Origin of the sequence: Yaniella halotolerans DSM 15476, assembly GCF_000420805.1 — a bacterium.
In the GTDB taxonomy this organism is placed as follows: domain Bacteria; phylum Actinomycetota; class Actinomycetes; order Actinomycetales; family Micrococcaceae; genus Yaniella; species Yaniella halotolerans.
Window position 1 is genome coordinate 418,944 of record NZ_ATVQ01000001.1, and the last position, 19,468, is coordinate 438,411.

Sequence of the window (19,468 nt, forward strand, 5' to 3'; positions counted from 1 at the left end):
CGCGAACTTATGATTCGATTTCCATATCGGTCATGTCGCCAAGATCCACGGGGCTGTCATCGAAAAGTGCGCGGATATCATCCGCCGTGACGTTTGAAGCAAACGCCGTATCGTCCTCAGTCAAGGCAGCAAACATTTCGATCTTCTGCTGCTGCAATGCCAAGACCTTCTCCTCGATCGAGCCCTTCGAGACCATGCGATAAACCATCACGTTCTTGTCCTGGCCGATACGGTGTGCACGGTCGACGGCCTGAGCTTCAACCGCTGGGTTCCACCAAGGGTCCAGCAAGAACACGTAATCTGCCTCGGTCAAGGTCAGACCGAATCCGCCAGCCCGCAAGGAAATCAAAAACACCGGAGCATCACCCGCACGGAACTGATCAACCGCGTCCCCACGATTCCGAGTCGAGCCATCCAGATATGCGTAATCAATATCGCGCTGCTGCAAGTGTTCACCAAGACGTCCAAGGAAGGACGTGAACTGCGAAAAGATCAGTACACGGTGGCCCTCGGGCAGAATCTCAGTCAACCGTGCCATCAGATCATTGAGCTTCGACGACGGGACATGCGCATACTCGTCATCAACAATTGATGGATCCAACGCCAACATCCGAAGCAGCGTCAACGAACGGAAAATCGAAATCCGGTTCGAATCCATATCAGCAACAAGATTCAGCACATTCTTACGCTCACGTTGCAGGATCTGCTGATACAGCTGCTCATGTTCGCGCTCCATTTGCACCTGCAAGACCATTTCCTGCTTTTCAGGAAGTTCAGCAGCCACAGACTCTTTAGTACGACGCAGCATGAACGGCCGAATCTTCGTCCGCAACTTCGTCATCACCTCACGAGAGCGCGTCTGACGCTGCACCTGCGTCTCAACATCATCAGTCTTGCCCGGTTCTGTTCGCGCCACACGCTGCCCGGCCTCAATAGGACGCAAATAATCATCCCGGAACTTCGCAAAGCGCGGCAACATACCCGGCACGACAAGACGGAAAATAGACCACAAATCCGACAGAGTATTCTCCATCGGAGTACCGGTGATCGCCAACTTGAATCCAGCACGGAAATTGCGAATCGCCTTGTGAGCCTTGGTCTGATGGTTCTTTACAAATTGTGCTTCATCCAAGATCAGCCCGGCCCACGGATCCTCCGACAAGAAGGCCTCATCCAAACGAGCAATCGAATACGACGTCACGACAACGTCAGCACGCTCACGGATCGACTCAATCGTCTCGGCACGCCGCAGATTCGAAACATCTACAACAGCTACCCGCAGGTCAGGGGCGAAACGCTCGACCTCATCACGCCACACAGGCAACACCGACGACGGAGCAATCACCAAGAACGGGCGCTGCTCCCCTTGGGCCTTCGCCCGTACGATCATAGCCAACGACTGCAGGGTTTTACCCAGACCCATATCATCGGCAAGAATCCCGCCCAGGCCCAGGTCGTAGAGGTAGGACAACCATTCATAACCCTCGTGCTGGTAATCGCGTAGCTCGGCATCAAGCGTGGCTGGCACGTCCAGCTTCGGAATATCAGTGGCTTCACGGAGCACGGCCAGAGCGTTCTGCCATTCAACAATCGCCGGATCGGCATGAAACGCGTCGGCGGCTTCTTCAGCATCGTCGAGCAATGCCGAGTTGAACCGTGAGATGGAAGTCGACTCAACACCGAAGTCGTCCATGGTCGAGGCTTCTTCCAGCAACTTCCGCAGCGGGTCGAACGCCTCGTTATCCAAGGAGAAATACGTGCCATCGGTTAACAGCAGGCTGTTCTGGTTTCGTACCAGGGCAATGAAGAGCTGACGAAACGGGATTGTGCGTTCCTCGATGGTGACCTGAAAACCAAGATCGAACCAGTCATTCTTTTCTGACTGCGTTGCGTTGATGACGATGTGTGGTTCACCGGTCAAGCGGGTGTAGGCCGGACGTTCTTCGGTCTCAACAATGCGCACATAGTCGTGCTGCAACAGTTCTGGCAGCGACTCATCAACAAATCGGGCGGCATCGGCACCGATGAGAATGGTTTTGCCCGGGATCGCGCCCAACTCAATGTCGTCAGAGATGTCGGCGAGCACCTGGTGCTGGTGCTCGGTCTGGTCCTCGGTGCCCAAATAGTCCCAGCGGGAGGAAATGCGCACGTGGTCTTGACGCTCACCCTGGTGGGTGGCCTGGTAGTACTCGAGCGTCAATTCCAGGGTGGACGGAGGAATATCTGGCAGGTCCACGGAATGGTCGTGGCTGGCCAACGGAATGACGCCGGCCAGCAACGGGTACACGTTGTCGAAGAAATCTTGGGTGTCATCAGCCGGGATGCGCATCGGCTCGGGTGACTCGATGAGATCCATGACCGTGCGGCTCAGCGGTTGGGCAACCGGAATGACGTTGATGTCTGCGGTGGCGGACTCGGGATAGTAATCAATCGTGTACAGGCCGATGGCGCCCAGGGTGCCCGAGGGAATGCGGGTTTCCGATGGCAGCTGTGCCTGGATGGACAGCGCGATGTCTTCCTGCTCGTTTTCCGCGGCGTCGAAGATCATGCGTGCAGGTTCGGTAATGGTCACCCGGTTGATGATTTTCTGAAGCGGGATCAACGGGATACCGGCGTCATCGATTTTGTCCAGGACGTCCCACATTTGGGGCATGTTGATGGTCGCCAGCGTGATGACGTCGTTGGAACCCAACGATGAGACCGACGAGGTATAGAGTCGGTTGAGCTCGTGCAGGGCATCGTGTTGTTCAGGTAGGAACTGGTATTCGCCGTGCGCCGACTGGTGGAAGGGCAGGTCAAACATGGTCCAGTTCATGTTGCCCTTGATCCAACGACCACGAGCGCCCACCCGGAGCGGGCGTAAACGCACGGTCAGGTCGGTGTGTTCTTGGAGGTCATTGGCGGTGGCTTCACGCCATACGAAACGGGTGCGGTAGCCAGATGGTTCGGTGTGCAGTGCATCAATTTCTACACCGAGGGCGACATCGGTAAATTCTTGGTCCGAGTCCATGACCGGTAGCAGTTCGTTGACGACTTGACGCCACGATAACCCGGGAATGCCGGTTTCGGCTTCTTCGGGTTCTCGAGACTGTTCCAGATCGGCCGCGGTCAGCACATCGGAGGTTGCCACGGTGCGCTGATTCGATTCAAAAATCAGTGCGGCGGCGTGCTTGCAGTCGAGACCCACCGGGCAGCTACAGCTTGCCCAGTCGACATCCCAAATGGGAATGCCACCGAGACTGCCCTCGGTTTTGCGCAAGGTCACGGAGGCCCGCCAAATTTTGTCTTCGGAGCCACGTACACGACCGACGAGGCGGCCGGATTCGTCGTTGAATTTCAGCGTGAGGACACGGTCTTGGGCGGCATAGTTGCGGCCGCGTTCGACCATGGTGTCGCCAAACGTGGCAACCAGTGCTTGGATATCAACGAATGGGTAGCTCACTGTGCCTCGTAGCGGCGTTGGAATTCGGTTACGCCGCTCAACCGGAAGGGTGCATGGGTGGTGGGTTGTGTGGTGAAGGTTTCCGATGTGGCCGCAAAATTGCTGTGCAGGTCGCGGTACTCGTCGTAGGTGAGTGCCACCCGGTTGTCGAGTTGTTTGGCCACGTGATCCGGATAGATATGATCGCGATAGTTTTCTTGGACTACACCGGTGAAGAATTCAGCGACCGCACCGGAGCCATATGAGAAGAAGCCGAGGCGTTTGCCGGCCAGCTCGGCATTGTTATGCAGCTGGGCGGTCAGCGCGAAGTACAACGAGGCCGTATAGGTGTTCCCGAGCGCACGGTTGTAGCTCATGGATTCTTCGATCAGCTCGTCCGACAGCTCCTGGCCGGTGTGTTCGGCCAGCGCTGCGAGTTGTTTGCGGGCCATTTTGGTAAACGGCTGGTGGTGGAGGAACCTGTCGACGTCGTCGATGGAAAGCTCGCGTCGGGCCGCAAGGTCATCCCACGCTGCGGTCGTGGCGTTCAAATAGGCATCCAGTGACAGTTGGCCATCCACATACGGGGTGGTCGAGTCATTGGGTCGCCAGAAGTCATTGACATCCGAGGTGTGGAAGCCAGAGCCCGGTTCGATTTCGACCAGATTTGGGTTGGCGGATACCAGCATGGCGACGGTTCCGGCACCCTGGGTCGGCTCTCCCCCGGTATCCAACGCATAGCGCGCGACGTCGGATGTGATGACCAGGATCTGTTCTTCCGGAGTCCGGGCAATGGCATTGACGGCCATCTGCAGCGCGGCGGTACCCGAATAACATGCCTGTTTGAGTTCCACGGAGCGCACGTTGGCGGGCAGTCCGAGGAGCTCGTGGAGGTAGACACCCGCGGCCTTGGACTGGTCGACCGAGGATTCGGTGGCGAACAGCACCTGGCGGATTTTGGAAACATCGTGACGTGCCAGCAGGGTCGCGGCGGCCTCGGCGGCCATGGTGACTATGTCCTCGTCAGGTGCTGGCATGGAGAAAGCGTCCTGGCCCAATCCGAGGCTGAACTTTTTGGGGTCGATGCCATGACGTTCTGCCAGGGTATCGAGGTCCAGCACGTAATGGGTGGTGGCGACTTCCAAATCGTGGATGCCTATTTTCACCGATTTCTCCTTTTTGCCTTATGCTTCGGGGCGTTCGTAGGCCACGTGGGCTTGCATCAATTCACCAGGGTTCGTTTGGGCCGCCAGCAACGACAATTCGCCCGCCAGTACACTAGCTGCAATCAAGCTAGCCAGTCTACGCGAGTCTGCACCGGGTTCGCTACTTTGACCGATCCCCATGCGCGCCATGGCCTCTTCGATATAGGGCAGGTGTTTGCCGTTGCCCACGGTCCCGACGATCAGGTGGGGCAAGGTCACAGCGAAGTATAAGCCTTCATCGCGGTCCTCAGCCCACACGAATCCTTGGGAACCTTCTACAATATTTGCGGCATCCTGGCCGGTTGCCAAATAGAACGCTAAGAGCATATTGGCAAAGTGCGCGTTGGCCGAGCGAATAGCTCCGGCGACGTTTGAACCGACGTAGTTTTTCTCCACCACGAGTTTGACCACTTTTGCGGCGGTGGTGTGCAGGTTGTTCTCGACGATTTCGTGCGGGATGATCAGCTCCGCGGTGACCTTTTTGCCGCGACCCAGAATGCCGTTGACTGCGGTGGCCTTTTTATCCGTGCAGAAGTTCCCGGAGATCGAACCGTAGGACAGTCCGATATTCCAGGACAGGATGGTAGACATCAGGGAGTCGGAAGCCGCGGTGGCCATGTTGTGCCCGGAGGCATCGCCGGTCAGGTAGGCGAAGCGCAGAAACAGCAGGTTACCCACGATTTCGGGGTGGATTTCGATCAGCTGGGCGTATCGGGAGCCCTGGCGAACGACGTCGGCCAGTTCATCAAGGCGTTCCAGGATGGTGTCCGCGGCGACTTGTGCAGCGGAGGCGTCGGTGGCGCTGAACAGTACCGAGCGCGTCATGCGTTCGTCGTGGACAGTCGCGGTGATCCCGGATGCGAGCATGCGCGAGATTTTTGCGCCGCGCCCTACCGATGGCCACAAGGGGGTTTCATAGGTGGCCAGCGGAACGTCGAGTTCCTCAACACCGTCGAAGGCCGCACCGCTCATGCGCAGTGGTCCAACCCAGCGGGTGGGCACAGCGGTGGTAAAGGTGTCCTGATAGGTGGACTGAGAAGGTTCAATGACAGTTGGATCGATCACGGCATTCCTTTGCGCTTCACGTGTTCTTTACTGTGGACTTCAGGGTGCGTGTTGGTCAAATTCTGACACGGTCAGCGAACCGTGTGACATCAATGTTGCGGGCCCGGGCCCGCTGCGCGCTGTCACCGGTGACCATCACGTCGGTTGCGGTCAATCCGTGTCCGGTACGGGCCCCGAGCAGAGCATAAATCTGACGGATGCGTGTTTTCCAGAGGTTGAGCACTTCGATTGCGCCGTCGACCCCATCGGACATGGCCACGCGCAGCATGACGCCGGCCAGACCCACCGCACTGGCACCCAGTGCTTGTGCGCGCACCACGTCCAGGGGATTGCGCACACCGCCGGAGGCTAACACGGTGACGTCCTGGGTGCTTTGCGCCAGGTCTAAGAGACAGTCGACGGCGGTCAGGCCCATGGCTTCGAGCCAATCGAATTTGGCGTGGGCATCGATCACGGATGACGGGTGCGGGGTGCGATCGTTTTCGATGCGGGCAAAGTTTGTGCCTCCACTACCGGCTACGTCCACGATTTCTACACCGATGTCGTGCAGTTGGGCGACCGTTTTGGCGCTGAGTCCGAAGCCGACTTCTTTGACGATCACCGGCACGTTGAGTCCGGCGACGATGTCTTCGATGAGACTCAACCAGGACGAGAAGTTCCGGGAGCCTTCGGGCATGACGGTTTCTTGGATGGGATTGACGTGCAGCTGCAGTCCGTCGGCAGCCAGTAGATCGACGGCGGCCTTGGCGTGGTCCAGTGTGCGTCCGGCCCCGAGGTTGGCCCAGACAATACCGTCGGGGTTATGTTCGCGGATGACGGTAAACGATGGTGCGGTTTCTGGGTCGTCGAGTGCCACACCGACCGAGCCGGAAGCCATGGGAACTCCGGTTGCGGCGGCGGCTTTGGCTAGTGCGGTGTTAATTGGCAGCGCGGTGTCTGTTCCGCCCGTCATCCCGTTGATGTAGATCGGCGAATCGAACGTCCAGGGTCCCACCCGGGTGCTCGTATCGACGTCGTCGGCGTCGATGCCGGCAAGTGCGTGGTGGATAAAATCGATGTCGTCGAAGGCGTTGTTGGCGCCGTCGAGTTGTTCTTGCTGGGCTGCGGCCAGGCGAATGTGATCATCTTTGCGGGATTGTGCCATGGTTACTCCTTGAGCCCGACACCCAGTTGGGTCACGTTCAGATGTAGCGGTTGGATACCGTGTTGTTGCCAGGTGTTGTAGATGACGGCCGGATCGACCGTGGGTTCGGCCAATACGATACCGCAGTCGCCACCACCGGCTCCCGATGTTTTGGCGGAGACGCCTTCGATCAGCTCGGCGGTTTCGATGAGGGCGGTCAACTGGGGTGTTTCGATCAACGTTGCGGTGTGCTCGGCCATGCGCGCTAACAGTGTTCGGGCGGTGCGGATGCCGGCGTGGATGAGTGGAAATTTTTCGTCGCCCAGCGCCAGGATCAGGCTGTTGACGTTGGCGGCAGACGGTCGCAGAAAGGCGTCATCCCAGTTCAGCGCTCCCCCGTTTGAGGTGGCCTGGCTGACGAGTTGATCGGTTTCGGCCGGACTGCCCGTCCAACCGATCAGAACTTGGAGGTCGGTCGGGGTGGGGATACGTCGGGCACGCATCGGAATCCAGGCCGGTCCGGTCATCGCGTCGGCTACCGCGGCGTTACCGGTGAGCACGCGGGGCAGGTTTTCGCGATCCGGGGCCTGGTAGTACACCCAGCCACCCAGTGCACCAGCGGCCAGATCGCCACCCGAGGATTTTGGCGAAATTTCAATGGAGGCCAGGATGCCGAGTTGAATTTTTTCGATGACGGACAGTCCGAGGTCGTAGAGCTCATTGAATGCGGTGACCACGGCCATGGTGACCGCGCCGGAGGAGCCGAGTCCGTATTTTTCACCGGCTTCCGAACGCAGGGTGGAGCTGAAATGTAGGTCAGCGGCAATGCGTTGGATGCCGCGTTCTTGACGCAGTTTGTCCATCACGAGCCACGCGGCCAGGGCATAGTCGGAGCCAAAGCTCTGGTGCGTTGCGGCAGCGACGCCGTGATCGTTGGCCAGTAGTTGCGCGGTGGGGGCATCAGTTGGTGCCGGTTCTGCAGGTGTCACGGTCATGGAGACGTACCGGTCGACCGCGATCAAGATGGCGGGCTGTCCTGCGGTCACGACGGCGTATTCGCCTGCCACATACAGCTTTCCGGGTGCGGCCACCCGAAATGGCAGTGGCCTCATGCAGCGTCCACCAGGTGGGCTCCGGGTCCCGGTCGAAACGTGTTGACTTGTCCGAACGCTGCAACGCGCTGCGCTACGGCGTCGGCATCGTCTGGGCGGCAGATGATGACCACGTTGGGTCCGGCGTCAGCGGTTGCATAGGCTTCGAGGCCGTCATCGCGCATGGCGGTGACTTCTTCAAAGACCTGCCAGGAGATCGGCGCCAAGTACCGGATGGGTGGGTGCGTGGCATTGATGACGGCGTGCATGCGGTGGGCGTGGGTTTCGGTGATCTCACCGACGCGGGTGAAGTCGTCTGCTGCACAGGCTGCGATCATCTCGTCGAGCGTGGTGACGGTGGTATCAATCCACGCCTGATAGAACGGACTGGTTTCGCGGGTAGCGACCATGCCCTCGCGTGAGGAAACCTTTTTCTGTTGGGCGTTGACGGTCACCGACACCATCGCCATATCCGGTGCTGCAATGGTTTCGGCGTAGCTGGTCTCGTCCGAGGTTCCGGCGTGCCACACGGCGAATCGGTCGATCAGTGAGCGTGAGGCCGAGCCCGATCCGCGACGGGCCAGCCGAGAGAGATCTTTGGTGGACAACTCCAATTCGTATGCATGTGCCGCGGCGGTGGCCAACGCGGCAAAACCGGAGGCCGAGGACGCCATACCGGCTGCTGTTGGTCCCTCATTGGTCGAGACCACGTTGGCGCGGGCATCGGCGGTATCCAGACCGGCTTCGGCGGCCAGCGAGCGCACCAGATCCAAGAACGTGGTTGTTCGCCCCGCGGCTTTGGCATCGGCTGAGGCCCCGTTGAGTTCGAAAGTGTCGTGGCCGGTAGTCAGTTCGACGCTGGTAGTGGTCGCGAACTGGTCGAGGGTCATCGACATCGAACCAGCCACCGGAATGATCAGCTCGTCGTCGGCTTTACCCCAGTATTTAACCAGGGCAATATTGGGATGGGCTCGCGCAATGGATGCCACTAGCGGTCCTCCTGCCGAACACGAGCGGTTGGTGCGGTCATCAAATCAAAATCGTTTGGAATCAGCGAGGTCGTCCAGGTGCGGGTCGCGCCTACAGCGGTCATGGCGGCGGCTACGTCACCGGCTTGTTCTTGGTCCGGTACGACGGCCAGCACACAGCCACCTAAGCCGGATCCGGTGAGTTTGGCACCGTAGGCTCCGGCTTCCAGGGCTGCTGCGACTACGGCGTCCAGCGCCGGTGACGAAACCCCCAGGTAAGCCAACAGTGAATGGGCCTCGTGCATGGATTGTCCGACGCGAATTGGGTCGCCGATGCCCAGTGAATAGACGACGTCATCGGTCAGGTTCGCGAGGTCTTCTACGACCCGATCTACCACGCGAGGTTGGATGTCCCGCAGCATCGAGACACCGTCAACGGCCGCTGCGGTCGAGCCCGAGGTGCCGGTATCAGCGATGACGAAGGTGCACTTTTCGGCCACCTTAACGGTGGTGGGTTTGCCCTGTTGGAAACGCAGCGGTGTCATCGACTGCACCGCGTGGGCGTCCAAACCAGATGAGGTTCCATGGGCTACGTGTTCGGCTTCTTGGACCAGGGCGTGAGTTTGTGCGTCGCTGAGCCGTACGCCCGCCAAATTCGCGACCGCACGGACCACCGCGGCGGAAGTGGCCGCCGAGGACCCCAGACCACGTTCAAAGGGAATGGTGGAGCGCAGAATCAGTTCGACCCGGTCGGGGCGAACATCGAGTTGTTCTGCTGACACACGCAGCGCGGTGAGCACCGGATCCATGTGGAGCGGTGCGTGTGTCAGCGGGCCGGTGTAGAGATCCGAGGTGATATAGCCACGGCGAGCGCGACGAATAGAAGCGGTGGCTTGCAGGTCCAACAGTGGCAGCACAATAGCCGGGGCCCCGTACACGACCGAGTGTTCGCCCAATAAAATAGCTTTCCCATGAGCCGAGCCCAAACCGGTTTCAACGCCACTGCCGGCAACTTTGCCAACCCCGCCGCCTAATAAAGGGTCGGTCAACCGGCCCCGCCCGGTCAGCGACTGCTCAACGCCGCTGTCACTCCACTGAGCGTTGGACCCGGAAATATCACCGTGTGGTGCACTGTGTCTCATCGGTATGAAAGAAACCTCTAAGTCAAAACAAATCGGAACTCTTTATTCTAAGCCACCCGAAGTGCTGTGCCGAATGTTTAACCGTTCAACCGAATAATCCACGTTAGAATTGCCAGCACCGACTGATTCGCGTTGCCGTGAAACGGCCCCGTAGGAGACCGCTTGAGAAGAATTTCCGCCTTGGTGACAGCCCTTGCCGCATCCACCCTGCTGTTTGCTGGCTGTGGTCCATCTTCCGGGTCGGGCGGAACTGACGACGACACCGAACCGGATCAAGCGGTGTCACCGACGCAGGATCCCGACGACGATTTCCAGTCACTTCGGGTCAATATGGTCGCCCAGTCAGGTACCGCATTCCCAGACAGCCTCGAGGGCCCGACTATCGGCTGCTCCGATACGCTCGTCACCATTGGTACCGTTCCGATCGAGGCCGAAAGTCCCGAAGATCACGTCACTGCGGCCATCGAGTTCCTCCTGGATGATTCGCAGTATTATCACGGCGACCCGGCCGTCACGAACTCGCTGACCCTGTCAGAAACGCTCGAGCTCGCCAATGTTGAACTCGATCGCGACGCGGTCCACATCGAGCTCACCGGTGAACCCGTCGTCCAAAGCCAATGCGAGGCCTATCGCATTCAGGCCCAGCTCTACGGCACAGCGGCATCGACCGCTGGCGTAGAAGAAGTCACCATCAGTGTCGGCGGCACCGAGCTCAACGAGGTGCTGAACGTCGAACCCTTCGACACTTCACAACTCTTCGCCCAGGATGCTCAGTAATTTCCCGCCAATGCTGAACGTCTACACCGGCGAACAAAGGGTCGTCAGATGATTGTGCTGGCCCATTAAGACCTCAGTGCCACAGCACAGTTCAGCCCCTTGACCAGTGGACCTGTTACAACGCCGAGACCATGAACATCAGCAACGCAATGATGGGCCCCTTCGTGTCATGACGTTCCAATGCTCAAGAGCACCCTTTTGCAACAAAGAGCCAACCGTGTGATCTGCCTGTACGACGCTGAGCTCATGGTCAACCGGACAAAACGGCTTAAGATGGCGGCATGGATGCTTTCAGCGTGACAAACGAACAGTTAGTGGACACCTTGGGGATTGAGCTGTGGCGGATCCCCATCGTGATCGTCTCAGCGATCGCTATTTACCTGGTTTTCCTCCTACTCGTGCGCATATTTGGGGCACGAGTGCTCTCTGGGCTCACGGGATTCGACATCGTCGTGGGTGTCATGCTCGGCGCGGTCGCCGGACGCGTTGTTATCGGTCATCCACCAACACTGGCTGCCGGAGTCATCGGTCTAGTCACCCTACTGTGTTGTGAAGCTGCATTCGGGTTGATCCGCAATAACATACGCCTCCATCGGGCCATCAATGCTCAACCCACCGTGGTGTTAGCGCACGGTCGACCCCAACCAGACCTGATGCGCAAGACGCATATAACGAACGACGAAATCACCAGCTGCGTACGAAGGGCCGGCATCTCGAATTTGCGACAGGTGCGATGTGTTGTCCTCGAACCCAGTGGCGCACTCAGCGTGCTTGACTACAACGACACGTTGGACCCCGACATACTCCACGAGGTATTGGGGGCCGACCGGGTGCTCGCGGGCGAGATTGTCGAACCATAGAAACTCCTCGAAGAACATGACGCCGCCGTAGCTCACGAGTTGGCGGAGTCGATGCGCAACCCTGGGTCTCAAACGTCTCAGCATCGATAGCACCTATTTGATCGGGCGTGTAGGCAGGCAGAGGCTCGATTTTAAAACCGATACGCGCGGCTGCCGTAACGATGCTCGTGCGGGCAATCGGGTGCACTGGTCCAAATATCTTTGAGCTCTGTCCCGAGTGAAAAGTCCACGCACTCCACCGGAACTCAAATAATTCTTCGCTAACCGAAGTCGCGTTTAGAGGTTCGCCTTGCTCATCTGGAACGATGACACCGTCAATAGCACGTTGAAAGTACGCTTGGATCCGCATCACGTGATCCACGTGCGGGTTTCCGCTGGTTGAATTGGATGACAGCTTCTTGAACGCTCAGCACCCCTCAAACAACGCTTGTTCTTGGGCTCCCTATAAGACCACTCGGCTTTGCTCGCCAGCATGTTCGAAGGATTCGGGAATCGGGCTTCAGCCGCTCAAATCGATCGCACGCGCCTTCTTCATGCGTTACCTCTTGGGTCTGGGGCACGACGATAATTCGCCTGTGCTTGAAGTAGTACGGTGGCGGCGCAAACTTACTCGTCGATAATCTCGCGACGCTCGTCGACAGGCACAACACGGCGCCGACGTCGAGTCGTGGCATCCGCGATCAGATTCACAACCAACCAGATGACCCCAGCAACCATGAGGATCAGGCCCACGAGACTAATGTCGACTGCTTGCACTTGGACATTCACCGCATAATAAAGGATCGCTCCGATAACTATCAGGGCAACGGATCCGCCGTATCTCATAACTGCTCTCCCCGCGTGAAAAACTCATTTACAATTCATATTGATTCCACACTAGACCGACGGTGGACGCCGCGAAAAGGTCTCAGTCCATGAGGCCAACACTTCACCCAGTATTTATGACGATCAACACCGAAACGTCACGTCGTAGAGCGCTTTAAACATCGCAGCGTTTTCGTACACCACGCGCCAAGCAGTCCCACCCAAGCCATAATCCCGTTGCGCATACACGACATTCACATCAACCTGCTCCCCCAGGCAGCGATCAAAGATAAACCTCGTCCGGAACGCATGGTGTTGATTGGTCACCACGGTCAAAGACTGCCAGGACTCGCTGCTGGCCATCTTAGCCAGTGCCACGGCTTCGCCAGCGGTGGCATCGGCCGGCCTAAAGCACACAACATGCTCGAGCTCGCAATGCTGTGCAAGCGGCACAGGCTCACCGGTTCCATTGAGAGGAATCCTTGAGGTGTCGTGGTCGAAATACGACACCGCCAGAGTGTCCGCTACCCCATCGGCCACCAGCTGCTGAGCCAGTGGGAGGCGATAGTATTGCGGAGCCAAACTCACCACCGCATCGACACGTTTGTCGAGTTCTCCCTGGGAGAGCGACACGATGTTCACGGTGGCATAAACGAACCATCCGGCCGCCAGCGCAGCAACTACACCGCCGGCCAGCTTTAACCCGCGCAATATCGACTTTGCAGAACCGTCAGCTCCTGCAGTGGTCGAGCCCATAATGTCACATCTTTTCACAGGTCGGTTGGCTAACACCTGTCATAATACTTGTGCCGCAGGCCTGGATCATGAAGCAAGCGGTGTACTCGGTGGCGGCCGATGGATGAACGTCACCCCGGCTGGTTCGACCAGGGAGCCCAACGCTAGCCGCGCCGCTCCTTCCAGCAGGGTCCCACGCCGTCATCCTATCCATGGACGTGGTGATTCGCGGTGGCTATGAATAACGACGCCGAAAATCCGCCGAACAGACGGACCCCTTCAGCTGCAGGACCAGCATGTATCTCACAAAAGTCTGATTGTTGGCGTGATTAGGCGGCTTTCCACGAATTTGCATAACCCTTATCCCCTAGATGGAAGTCAATGTCGGCACCTAGCCATTGGAGGGGCAGCGTATCCCGTGCAATGCTCGGATGGTAACCATCAAGGGGGCTTTGCAGCTCAGTTCGTTGACGGAGATGAACAACTCGTGGCTGACAACCAACAGCGACTCATCGAGGCGGAATCCCTCGCACAACGACTCGACCGCCCGATGGGTGTCTTAGGTATCATCTTTCTGCTTGTCGTGCTTGCACAGTTTCTTGTGACAGACTCGACGGGTCAAACAGTGCTCGCGGTCATCAATTGGATTTTTTGGAGCATCTTCGTCGCCGAATTCCTGCTGCGTGCCTACGTGGCACGATTCCAGGCCAGCTTCTGGCGCAAAAACTGGTGGCAGATTATCTTTCTGGTGCTGCCATTCTTACGGTTCTTCCGAGCATTACGAGCCCTACGGATCTTGCGTCTCACGCGATTTGGCAGAGTGCTCTCGGCGGGAGTTCGCGGTACACGATCCGCAGAGAAATTACTCTCTAACCGGGTCGCGTGGCTACTGGCAGTCACCGCGATCATCATTCTGGCGGCCAGCCAACTGCTGTATATATTCGCTGAGTACCCAAGTTACTTAGATGCCCTCTACGAAGCCGCACTCGCGACGATCACCGGATCCGGCTTCAGCGCAGACACAGTCTTCGCTCGTATCCTGCATGTCGTGCTTGCCGTCTTCTCAGTCGCGGTATTCGCAACACTCGCCGGTAGTCTCGGCGCGTACTTTCTCGGTCGGGAATCAGTGACAGACGAGCAGGCCTCCCCTGAAACGGACGACGCCGCTCCCCTTTCGAAGCATCACCGAATAGGGCGGGACTAAGCCATATTCTTGATCGTGTCTACATCCCGGCGACGTCCTGGAAGAATCACACATCGAGGGCAACCGGTCGGCCCTGCAGTCGTTTACTTCAATGGACCCCGACAGACGGTGGACGGTTGCCGATGTGGCAGCCTATATGGCGATCGGTGCCCGCGGTCCGGTCATCATTGGGGCTGGCAAGACCGTCGTGGACGAACTGGAGCACTGGATGACAGTGGCCGGCGTGGATGGTTTCAATGTGGACTACGCTTTACGCCAGCCTGATATGGCAGCGTTTGCCGAGTTCGTCAGTCCGGAACTTCGCGCCCGCGGCCACCTGGCAACACCCAACGAGCAGCACCTCACGCTGCGCAAACAACTCTTCGGAACAGACTGGTTGCCCCACGAATCCACCGGGGCAGCGTATCGCCGCGAGTAAGCAGGGCTAAACGCACTCTGAGAGTTCCCACAAGGTCGACTTCATCGGTCTTCTACGGAGAACACAGACCAGCTACTGCTACCTTTATCTTGGCGGTGGAGCCACCTATAGTACGGCTCCGCGTTCTTCCCATCCGGGATTTATGGCTACTCCTGCCGCCCGGTCCTCACCCCTGAGAACACTCACCGAAAGCATCCTGCATGACGTACGAACCTTACCCAAGTCACTCTGATCCCTACGCTTCAGCAGAGTATCCCCGCCGCCTCCAGCTCCGCATCGCAAAGGCTTCGGTATCGCATCGATGGTCGTGGGCATTATCGCCGTCCTGTTGGCCTTCATCCCCATTATCGGTATGGCCTCATTTGTGCTGGGCCTCGTCGCCATTGGGCTTGGGATCTTTGCAGTCATCAAGCAGCGAGGCAAAGGCCAAGGCATCGCCGGTATTATCACCGGCGCGGTCTCAATCGTGGTTGCCCTCGCCGTCGCCATCTTCACCAGCGCATTCTTGTCTATCGTGGACGAAGAGTTGGAGAACCCCGAAGACTTGTTTGAAATGGAACCCTAAGAGCTAGAGGAGTTCATCGAGGATCCTGACGAGGATATCGACGCTGCATTGGACGACTCTGCTGATGCGCTCAGCACTCCCCTGGCGTATTCATCCCTGACCACCCTCGGAGATGAAGACGCACTGCCTGAAGGTGAAGCAGGAGAAGTCTCCGTCGTTGCGATCAATGCCTCAGAGAACAACACCACGTTCCCCTTTATTGTGCACAACCAGACCGATGAGACCGTATCTCGCATTGAAGTCAGCGGCCGCGCAGTCGATGCTGATGGCGAGACGCTAGGGACCGGCTCTTCCCACGACGTTTCTCCGAACGTTGTGGCACCGGGCGACTACGCCTTTGGCTACGTTTACGTTGATTCTTCAGACCACACGCTGCCGTCAGGTTCGACGATCCCGGACCTGCGCGTGGACTTCACCGAGGGACTCGGCAGCTTTGAAAGTATCGTCACCCTTGATATTGAGAATTTCGAAGAGCTATCAAATGGTGATCTGACGGGTGATGTGGCAAACCCGCATGACATCACGGTCGGCGGGCCTATCGGTATCGATACCGTGTGCTTTTCCGACGATGACAGTGTTACGTACGATGAGACCTATGCGGACAACGACGACGTGGATGCTGGCGACTCTGCCACGTGGACCTTGTCCTCATACCGCGACACTCCCGAATGCGCCGTTCGGTTGGTTAGTGCTTCGGGGTACGACTGGTAGAGCCCCTGCTGGTCAGTCCTGTTCCATCTCTACAGTTGAGGACTCCCCCTGGATGCTCACGGTGAAGTGAAGTACACCATCTTCATACGTGAAGTCTTTAGAATCAGCGGTGGACGCCAGCAATGCGGTATCCGTTGCTTCAGCATCTCGCTGGGAACTCCAGCTATATGGATCTGAAGCGTCGTCAGGAGCGGTGAAGCTACCAACCCAATAGATCGCAGTCATAGATCCGTCACCGTTGTCATCCAAGGCTGGCGGTATTTCTGCAGAGTCTAACTCCCAATCAACCGAGATTGTGTCGTCCGTTATTTCAGCAACCATAAAATCGGATTCGCTCTCCGAATTGGTCTGCGTCCAAGCACCTGTGAGCTCAGGCGGCTGCGTCGCTTCTTCAGCAGGGGCACTGCCTGTAGAACTTTCGGAATCGGTACTGCCACAACCGACGAGCATGCAAGTAGCGGCCACAGTGATAAGCGTGAGTGTCTTTTTCATGTAGCTATCTTTACACGGGGGCTTCGTTCTGGGACATTTGCGACCAGCTTGGGGTGCGAACTTAGCGATTGAACACCACGCTCACGACATGGAGGTTTGTAATCCACAAGGTGGATTTATATCAATGTCCGACTAAGAGATTCACGTGTCAGATGTCCTCGGAGGAAACGCTCACCGTTCCGGACGGATCGTGCGCGGGCACCGGGTGGTGCTCGCTCACGCTGACTGTGCGCCTGACTCCTGGCGGGGTAGGAGGCGCCGGATGGCGTCCTGGAACGTGATGACGCCAAGCGCCCCGGTATCGCTGGTGACGACGGCCAGCTGTTCACTGGCATGACGCATGGTTCGCAACGCCTCATGTAACGGGCCTTATTTCTTTTTCAGCTTGAGGTCTGGACCGCCCTGCTCTGAAAAAGAAATAAGGCCCCGGAACTCAAATCCTGGGCCTCATAACTGTCATCACTCACACTTTGAAGAGTAATTTATAGTCTAAGAAATCTTCCTGAGTATTCCCTCGAATTCACCATAGAGTCGAGCAGGACTATCTCAGCAAACCCTGAATTGTCAATAGGCGCTCAGGTTCTATGCCCGGTCAACTAACAGATCGATCGCCACCCCCTCGGGCATCGCACCGTATGCTTGTCCACGTCCCGAACCAAGTCGCGCGATGATGTAGGACTCCGCAATTTGGGCTGGTGCATAGTTGAGCAAGACAGCAGCCTGCAGCATGACCGCAAGATCCTCCACGAGCACTCTGCCTCGACGCTGCAATTTCTCCATCATGGTGGGATCTTGCGCTGAGGTTGCTGCGAGCGCGTCCTGCATTTCAGCAGCAAGCGATTCGAACCGCGCATCATAGGCGGCATGCCGACCCAGCCCCGTTTCGAAAAACGCCATGAGTTGTTTGGCAGTCTGCGGATCCCGTGCCATCGCCCGGAGCACATCGAGCACGATCACGTTGCCTGACCCTTCCCAGACTGCAAGCACTGGTTGTTCGCGATAGCGTCGAGCAAGCGGGAAATCTTCTGTATACCCGTTGCCGCCCAAGCATTCGAGTGCCTCATACGCGTGTCCCGGACCGCGCTTGCAAATCCAGTACTTGGCGATTGCTGTTGCTATCCGACGGAATGCTCGACCATCTGAGGAATCATCGTCATGAGCGGCTGCCAGATGCATCATGGTCCAGGTGGCGGCTTCAGATTCCAGCTGCAGGTCAGCTAGCACCGAGCGCATGAGTGGTTGATCAATGAGTTTCGTTCCGAAAGCTTCTCGCTCGCGTGCATGCCAAGCGGCTTCGGCTACAGACTGTCGCATTCCCGCAGTAGAACCGATCACACAGTCCAGTCGGGTTCGCGCCACCATTTCAATAATGGTGCGTACACCTGCACCGGGCTCCCCTACCAGCCAGCCTTTGGTGTTGTTCAGTTCGATTTCGGATGAGGCATTGGATTTATTGCCGAGTTTGTTTTTGAGTCGTTGAATGAAAAACGGATTCCGGTCTCCTCCGGGCAATACTCGTGGAACAAGGAAACAGCTGACTCCTTCGGGCAATTGTGCTAGGACCAAGAAGGCATCAGATTGTGGTGCCGAACAGAACCACTTATGGCCGGTTAGCAGGTAATGATCCCCTGCTGGTTCGGCGACCGTAGAATTTGCTCGGACATCGGATCCACCTTGTTTTTCGGTCATCGCCATGCCGAACGTGACGGCCGTTTTTTCTGCAGGATCAATCAGTCGTGGATCATAGGCGGTGCTGGTCAGTCGGGGTACCCAGAATTCCTCCAGATCTGTCCCGAGTAGTGAGGGAACCACGGCGTGGGTCATAGAGATCGGGCAGGCGTGGCCTGGCTCAATCTGAGCGAACAGGGAGAAGCGCGCTGCCCTATCAGCGTTGGCGCCTTCTTCGTCGTTTGTCCAAGCATAACTGTGGTTGCCATAACTCAGCGAGGCACGCATGATCTCGTGATAGGCCGGATGAAATTCCACATGATCGATTCTGTTGCCCCAGCGATCATGAGTCTGGAGCTCTGGGGTTTGCGTATTGACGATCTCGGCTTGCTGTTGGAAGGCTTCGGCGCCGACGTGGGCTCCTATCTCACTGAGCACGTTGGTGTCAGCTTGCGGCGCGAAAGCCGCAACGGCTTCCACCAGTGCTTGGTTGGCGGTGTATTCGTTGACGTCAACGCGTGGGGTTGGCTGGTTTGTCACAGCGTGTGTGGTTTCGACAAACGTGCTCATGGTCGTCCTCCAATGTGGTGTGGCAGGCCAATCATCTTGCGACACAATATTTGTAATGTGGAAATGAATTCTTGGACCGGTAGATGTGTTCGTTCCACGGTGGCGTGATGCAACCGTGGCAATAAATTTTCGGATAGCGCGCCGGTCACGCCGGTAGCGACAATCACGGTGTTCTGCTGCTCCAGTTGTTCATTGGCAATTGCTTGATCAAGTCGTTGGGATAGTGCGTGGGTCCAAGAACGTCTGAACCGCAATCGCTCTTCTTCAACCAACGGCGGTAGCGCTTCGAATAAGAGCGCATCCGCAAGCCTTGGCCCCTGCAGGGACCGGCCAATAAAGATCTTGACTGCGGTGTCCATGGCCTGGCCGATGTCCTGGTACTGTTCAAGGCCGCGGCTAAATATCGACAACTCATATGCGGATATATGTGCAAAGGCTCCCTTGAGTAGATCCTCAGCATTGCGAAAATATTGGTAGATCAACCCGGTCGAGCAGTTTGCGCGAACGGCCACGGCTTTCACCGTTGCTGAAACGAACCCGCCTTCAGTGATTTGCAACCGAGCAGCTTCAGCGATGGCAGCACGACGCTTCCGGGCGTTCTCCAGGGTTTTTTCAGTGACGCGATACATCGGGGCTGCACTTCCTACTA

Annotated in this window: 18 protein-coding genes and 1 pseudogene; 6 read left to right on the forward strand and 13 right to left on the reverse strand. The window is 57.6% G+C overall.

What is annotated here, in order from left to right; translation table 11 throughout:
* Positions 1–7: 7 nt before the first annotated feature.
* From G583_RS13695 to mvk, 7 genes are read right to left on the reverse strand one after another with little or no spacing between them, the layout of a single operon-like run.
* On the reverse strand, positions 8–3,442 hold the full coding sequence (locus G583_RS13695; protein WP_022869530.1) for a DEAD/DEAH box helicase: 3,435 nt from the start codon (positions 3,440–3,442) through the stop codon (positions 8–10).
* Complete coding sequence (locus tag G583_RS0102040; protein WP_022869531.1) at positions 3,439–4,587, reverse strand: hydroxymethylglutaryl-CoA synthase; 1,149 nt, start codon at positions 4,585–4,587, stop codon at positions 3,439–3,441. The genes G583_RS13695 and G583_RS0102040 overlap by 4 nt, the downstream gene beginning before the upstream one ends.
* An 18-nt stretch (positions 4,588–4,605) precedes the next feature.
* Complete coding sequence (locus G583_RS0102045) at positions 4,606–5,691, reverse strand: hydroxymethylglutaryl-CoA reductase (protein ID WP_022869532.1); 1,086 nt, start codon at positions 5,689–5,691, stop codon at positions 4,606–4,608.
* A gap of 55 nt (positions 5,692–5,746) precedes the next feature.
* Positions 5,747–6,835, reverse strand: a complete 1,089-nt coding sequence (gene fni, locus G583_RS0102050) for a type 2 isopentenyl-diphosphate Delta-isomerase (RefSeq protein ID WP_022869533.1) — start codon at positions 6,833–6,835, stop codon at positions 5,747–5,749.
* A gap of 2 nt (positions 6,836–6,837) precedes the next feature.
* The gene (locus G583_RS13700; RefSeq protein ID WP_022869534.1) at positions 6,838–7,926 is read right to left on the reverse strand and encodes a phosphomevalonate kinase; all 1,089 of its coding nucleotides are present in this window, start codon (positions 7,924–7,926) and stop codon (positions 6,838–6,840) included.
* Positions 7,923–8,894 carry a diphosphomevalonate decarboxylase gene (gene mvaD / locus G583_RS0102060; RefSeq protein WP_022869535.1) on the reverse strand — a complete coding sequence of 324 codons (972 nt, stop codon included), beginning with the start codon at positions 8,892–8,894 and terminating at the stop codon, positions 7,923–7,925. The genes G583_RS13700 and mvaD overlap by 4 nt, the downstream gene beginning before the upstream one ends.
* Complete coding sequence (mvk, locus tag G583_RS13705) at positions 8,894–10,015, reverse strand: mevalonate kinase (RefSeq protein WP_022869536.1); 1,122 nt, start codon at positions 10,013–10,015, stop codon at positions 8,894–8,896. Before mvk ends, mvaD begins: the two co-directional genes overlap by 1 nt.
* A gap of 162 nt (positions 10,016–10,177) precedes the next feature.
* Here mvk and G583_RS0102070 point away from each other — a divergent pair, with 162 nt between their 5' ends.
* Both G583_RS0102070 and G583_RS0102075 read left to right on the forward strand, forming a co-directional pair.
* Positions 10,178–10,792: a GerMN domain-containing protein gene (locus G583_RS0102070; protein WP_156832031.1), complete on the forward strand. Its 615-nt coding sequence runs from the start codon at positions 10,178–10,180 to the stop codon at positions 10,790–10,792.
* 281 nt (positions 10,793–11,073) lie between these two features.
* Positions 11,074–11,652 carry a DUF421 domain-containing protein gene (locus G583_RS0102075; RefSeq protein WP_022869538.1) on the forward strand — a complete coding sequence of 193 codons (579 nt, stop codon included), beginning with the start codon at positions 11,074–11,076 and terminating at the stop codon, positions 11,650–11,652.
* A gap of 606 nt (positions 11,653–12,258) precedes the next feature.
* On the opposite strand, the gene G583_RS0102080 is transcribed toward G583_RS0102075, so the two are convergent.
* Together G583_RS0102080 and G583_RS0102085 are read right to left on the reverse strand one after the other, a co-directional pair.
* Positions 12,259–12,477: a DUF6458 family protein gene (locus G583_RS0102080; RefSeq protein ID WP_022869539.1), complete on the reverse strand. Its 219-nt coding sequence runs from the start codon at positions 12,475–12,477 to the stop codon at positions 12,259–12,261.
* 123 nt (positions 12,478–12,600) lie between these two features.
* Positions 12,601–13,212 (reverse strand): YdcF family protein, encoded by a 612-nt coding sequence (locus tag G583_RS0102085; RefSeq protein WP_022869540.1) that lies wholly within the window; start codon positions 13,210–13,212, stop codon positions 12,601–12,603.
* 466 nt (positions 13,213–13,678) lie between these two features.
* Between G583_RS0102085 and G583_RS13710 the strand changes: the two genes are divergently transcribed.
* The 4 genes from G583_RS13710 to G583_RS0102105 all read left to right on the forward strand — a co-directional run bounded on the left by G583_RS13710 (position 13,679) and on the right by G583_RS0102105 (position 16,089).
* Positions 13,679–14,395, forward strand: coding sequence for an ion transporter (locus G583_RS13710; RefSeq protein ID WP_040894818.1), 717 nt, complete (start codon positions 13,679–13,681; stop codon positions 14,393–14,395).
* Between the two features lie 91 nt (positions 14,396–14,486).
* A complete protein-coding gene (locus G583_RS0102095) occupies positions 14,487–14,813 on the forward strand; it encodes a hypothetical protein (RefSeq protein WP_022869542.1) in 327 nt (108 codons plus the stop codon).
* 301 nt (positions 14,814–15,114) lie between these two features.
* Positions 15,115–15,378, forward strand: coding sequence for a hypothetical protein (locus G583_RS13715; protein ID WP_022869543.1), 264 nt, complete (start codon positions 15,115–15,117; stop codon positions 15,376–15,378).
* A 48-nt stretch (positions 15,379–15,426) separates the two neighbouring features.
* Positions 15,427–16,089, forward strand: coding sequence for a hypothetical protein (locus G583_RS0102105; RefSeq protein ID WP_022869544.1), 663 nt, complete (start codon positions 15,427–15,429; stop codon positions 16,087–16,089).
* 12 nt (positions 16,090–16,101) lie between these two features.
* Here G583_RS0102105 and G583_RS0102110 read toward each other — a convergent pair whose 3' ends face one another.
* From G583_RS0102110 to G583_RS0102125, 4 genes and pseudogenes are all read right to left on the reverse strand, one after another.
* On the reverse strand, positions 16,102–16,581 hold the full coding sequence (locus G583_RS0102110) for a hypothetical protein (RefSeq protein WP_022869545.1): 480 nt from the start codon (positions 16,579–16,581) through the stop codon (positions 16,102–16,104).
* Positions 16,582–16,797: 216 nt separating this feature from the next.
* Positions 16,798–16,935: pseudogene (locus tag G583_RS17030) on the reverse strand (hypothetical protein); the annotation flags it as partial.
* A gap of 228 nt (positions 16,936–17,163) precedes the next feature.
* Positions 17,164–18,819, reverse strand: a complete 1,656-nt coding sequence (locus G583_RS0102120; RefSeq protein WP_022869547.1) for an acyl-CoA dehydrogenase family protein — start codon at positions 18,817–18,819, stop codon at positions 17,164–17,166.
* A complete protein-coding gene (locus G583_RS0102125; RefSeq protein ID WP_022869548.1) occupies positions 18,816–19,448 on the reverse strand; it encodes a TetR/AcrR family transcriptional regulator in 633 nt (210 codons plus the stop codon). The genes G583_RS0102120 and G583_RS0102125 overlap by 4 nt, the downstream gene beginning before the upstream one ends.
* Between the last annotated feature and the right edge of the window lie 20 nt (positions 19,449–19,468).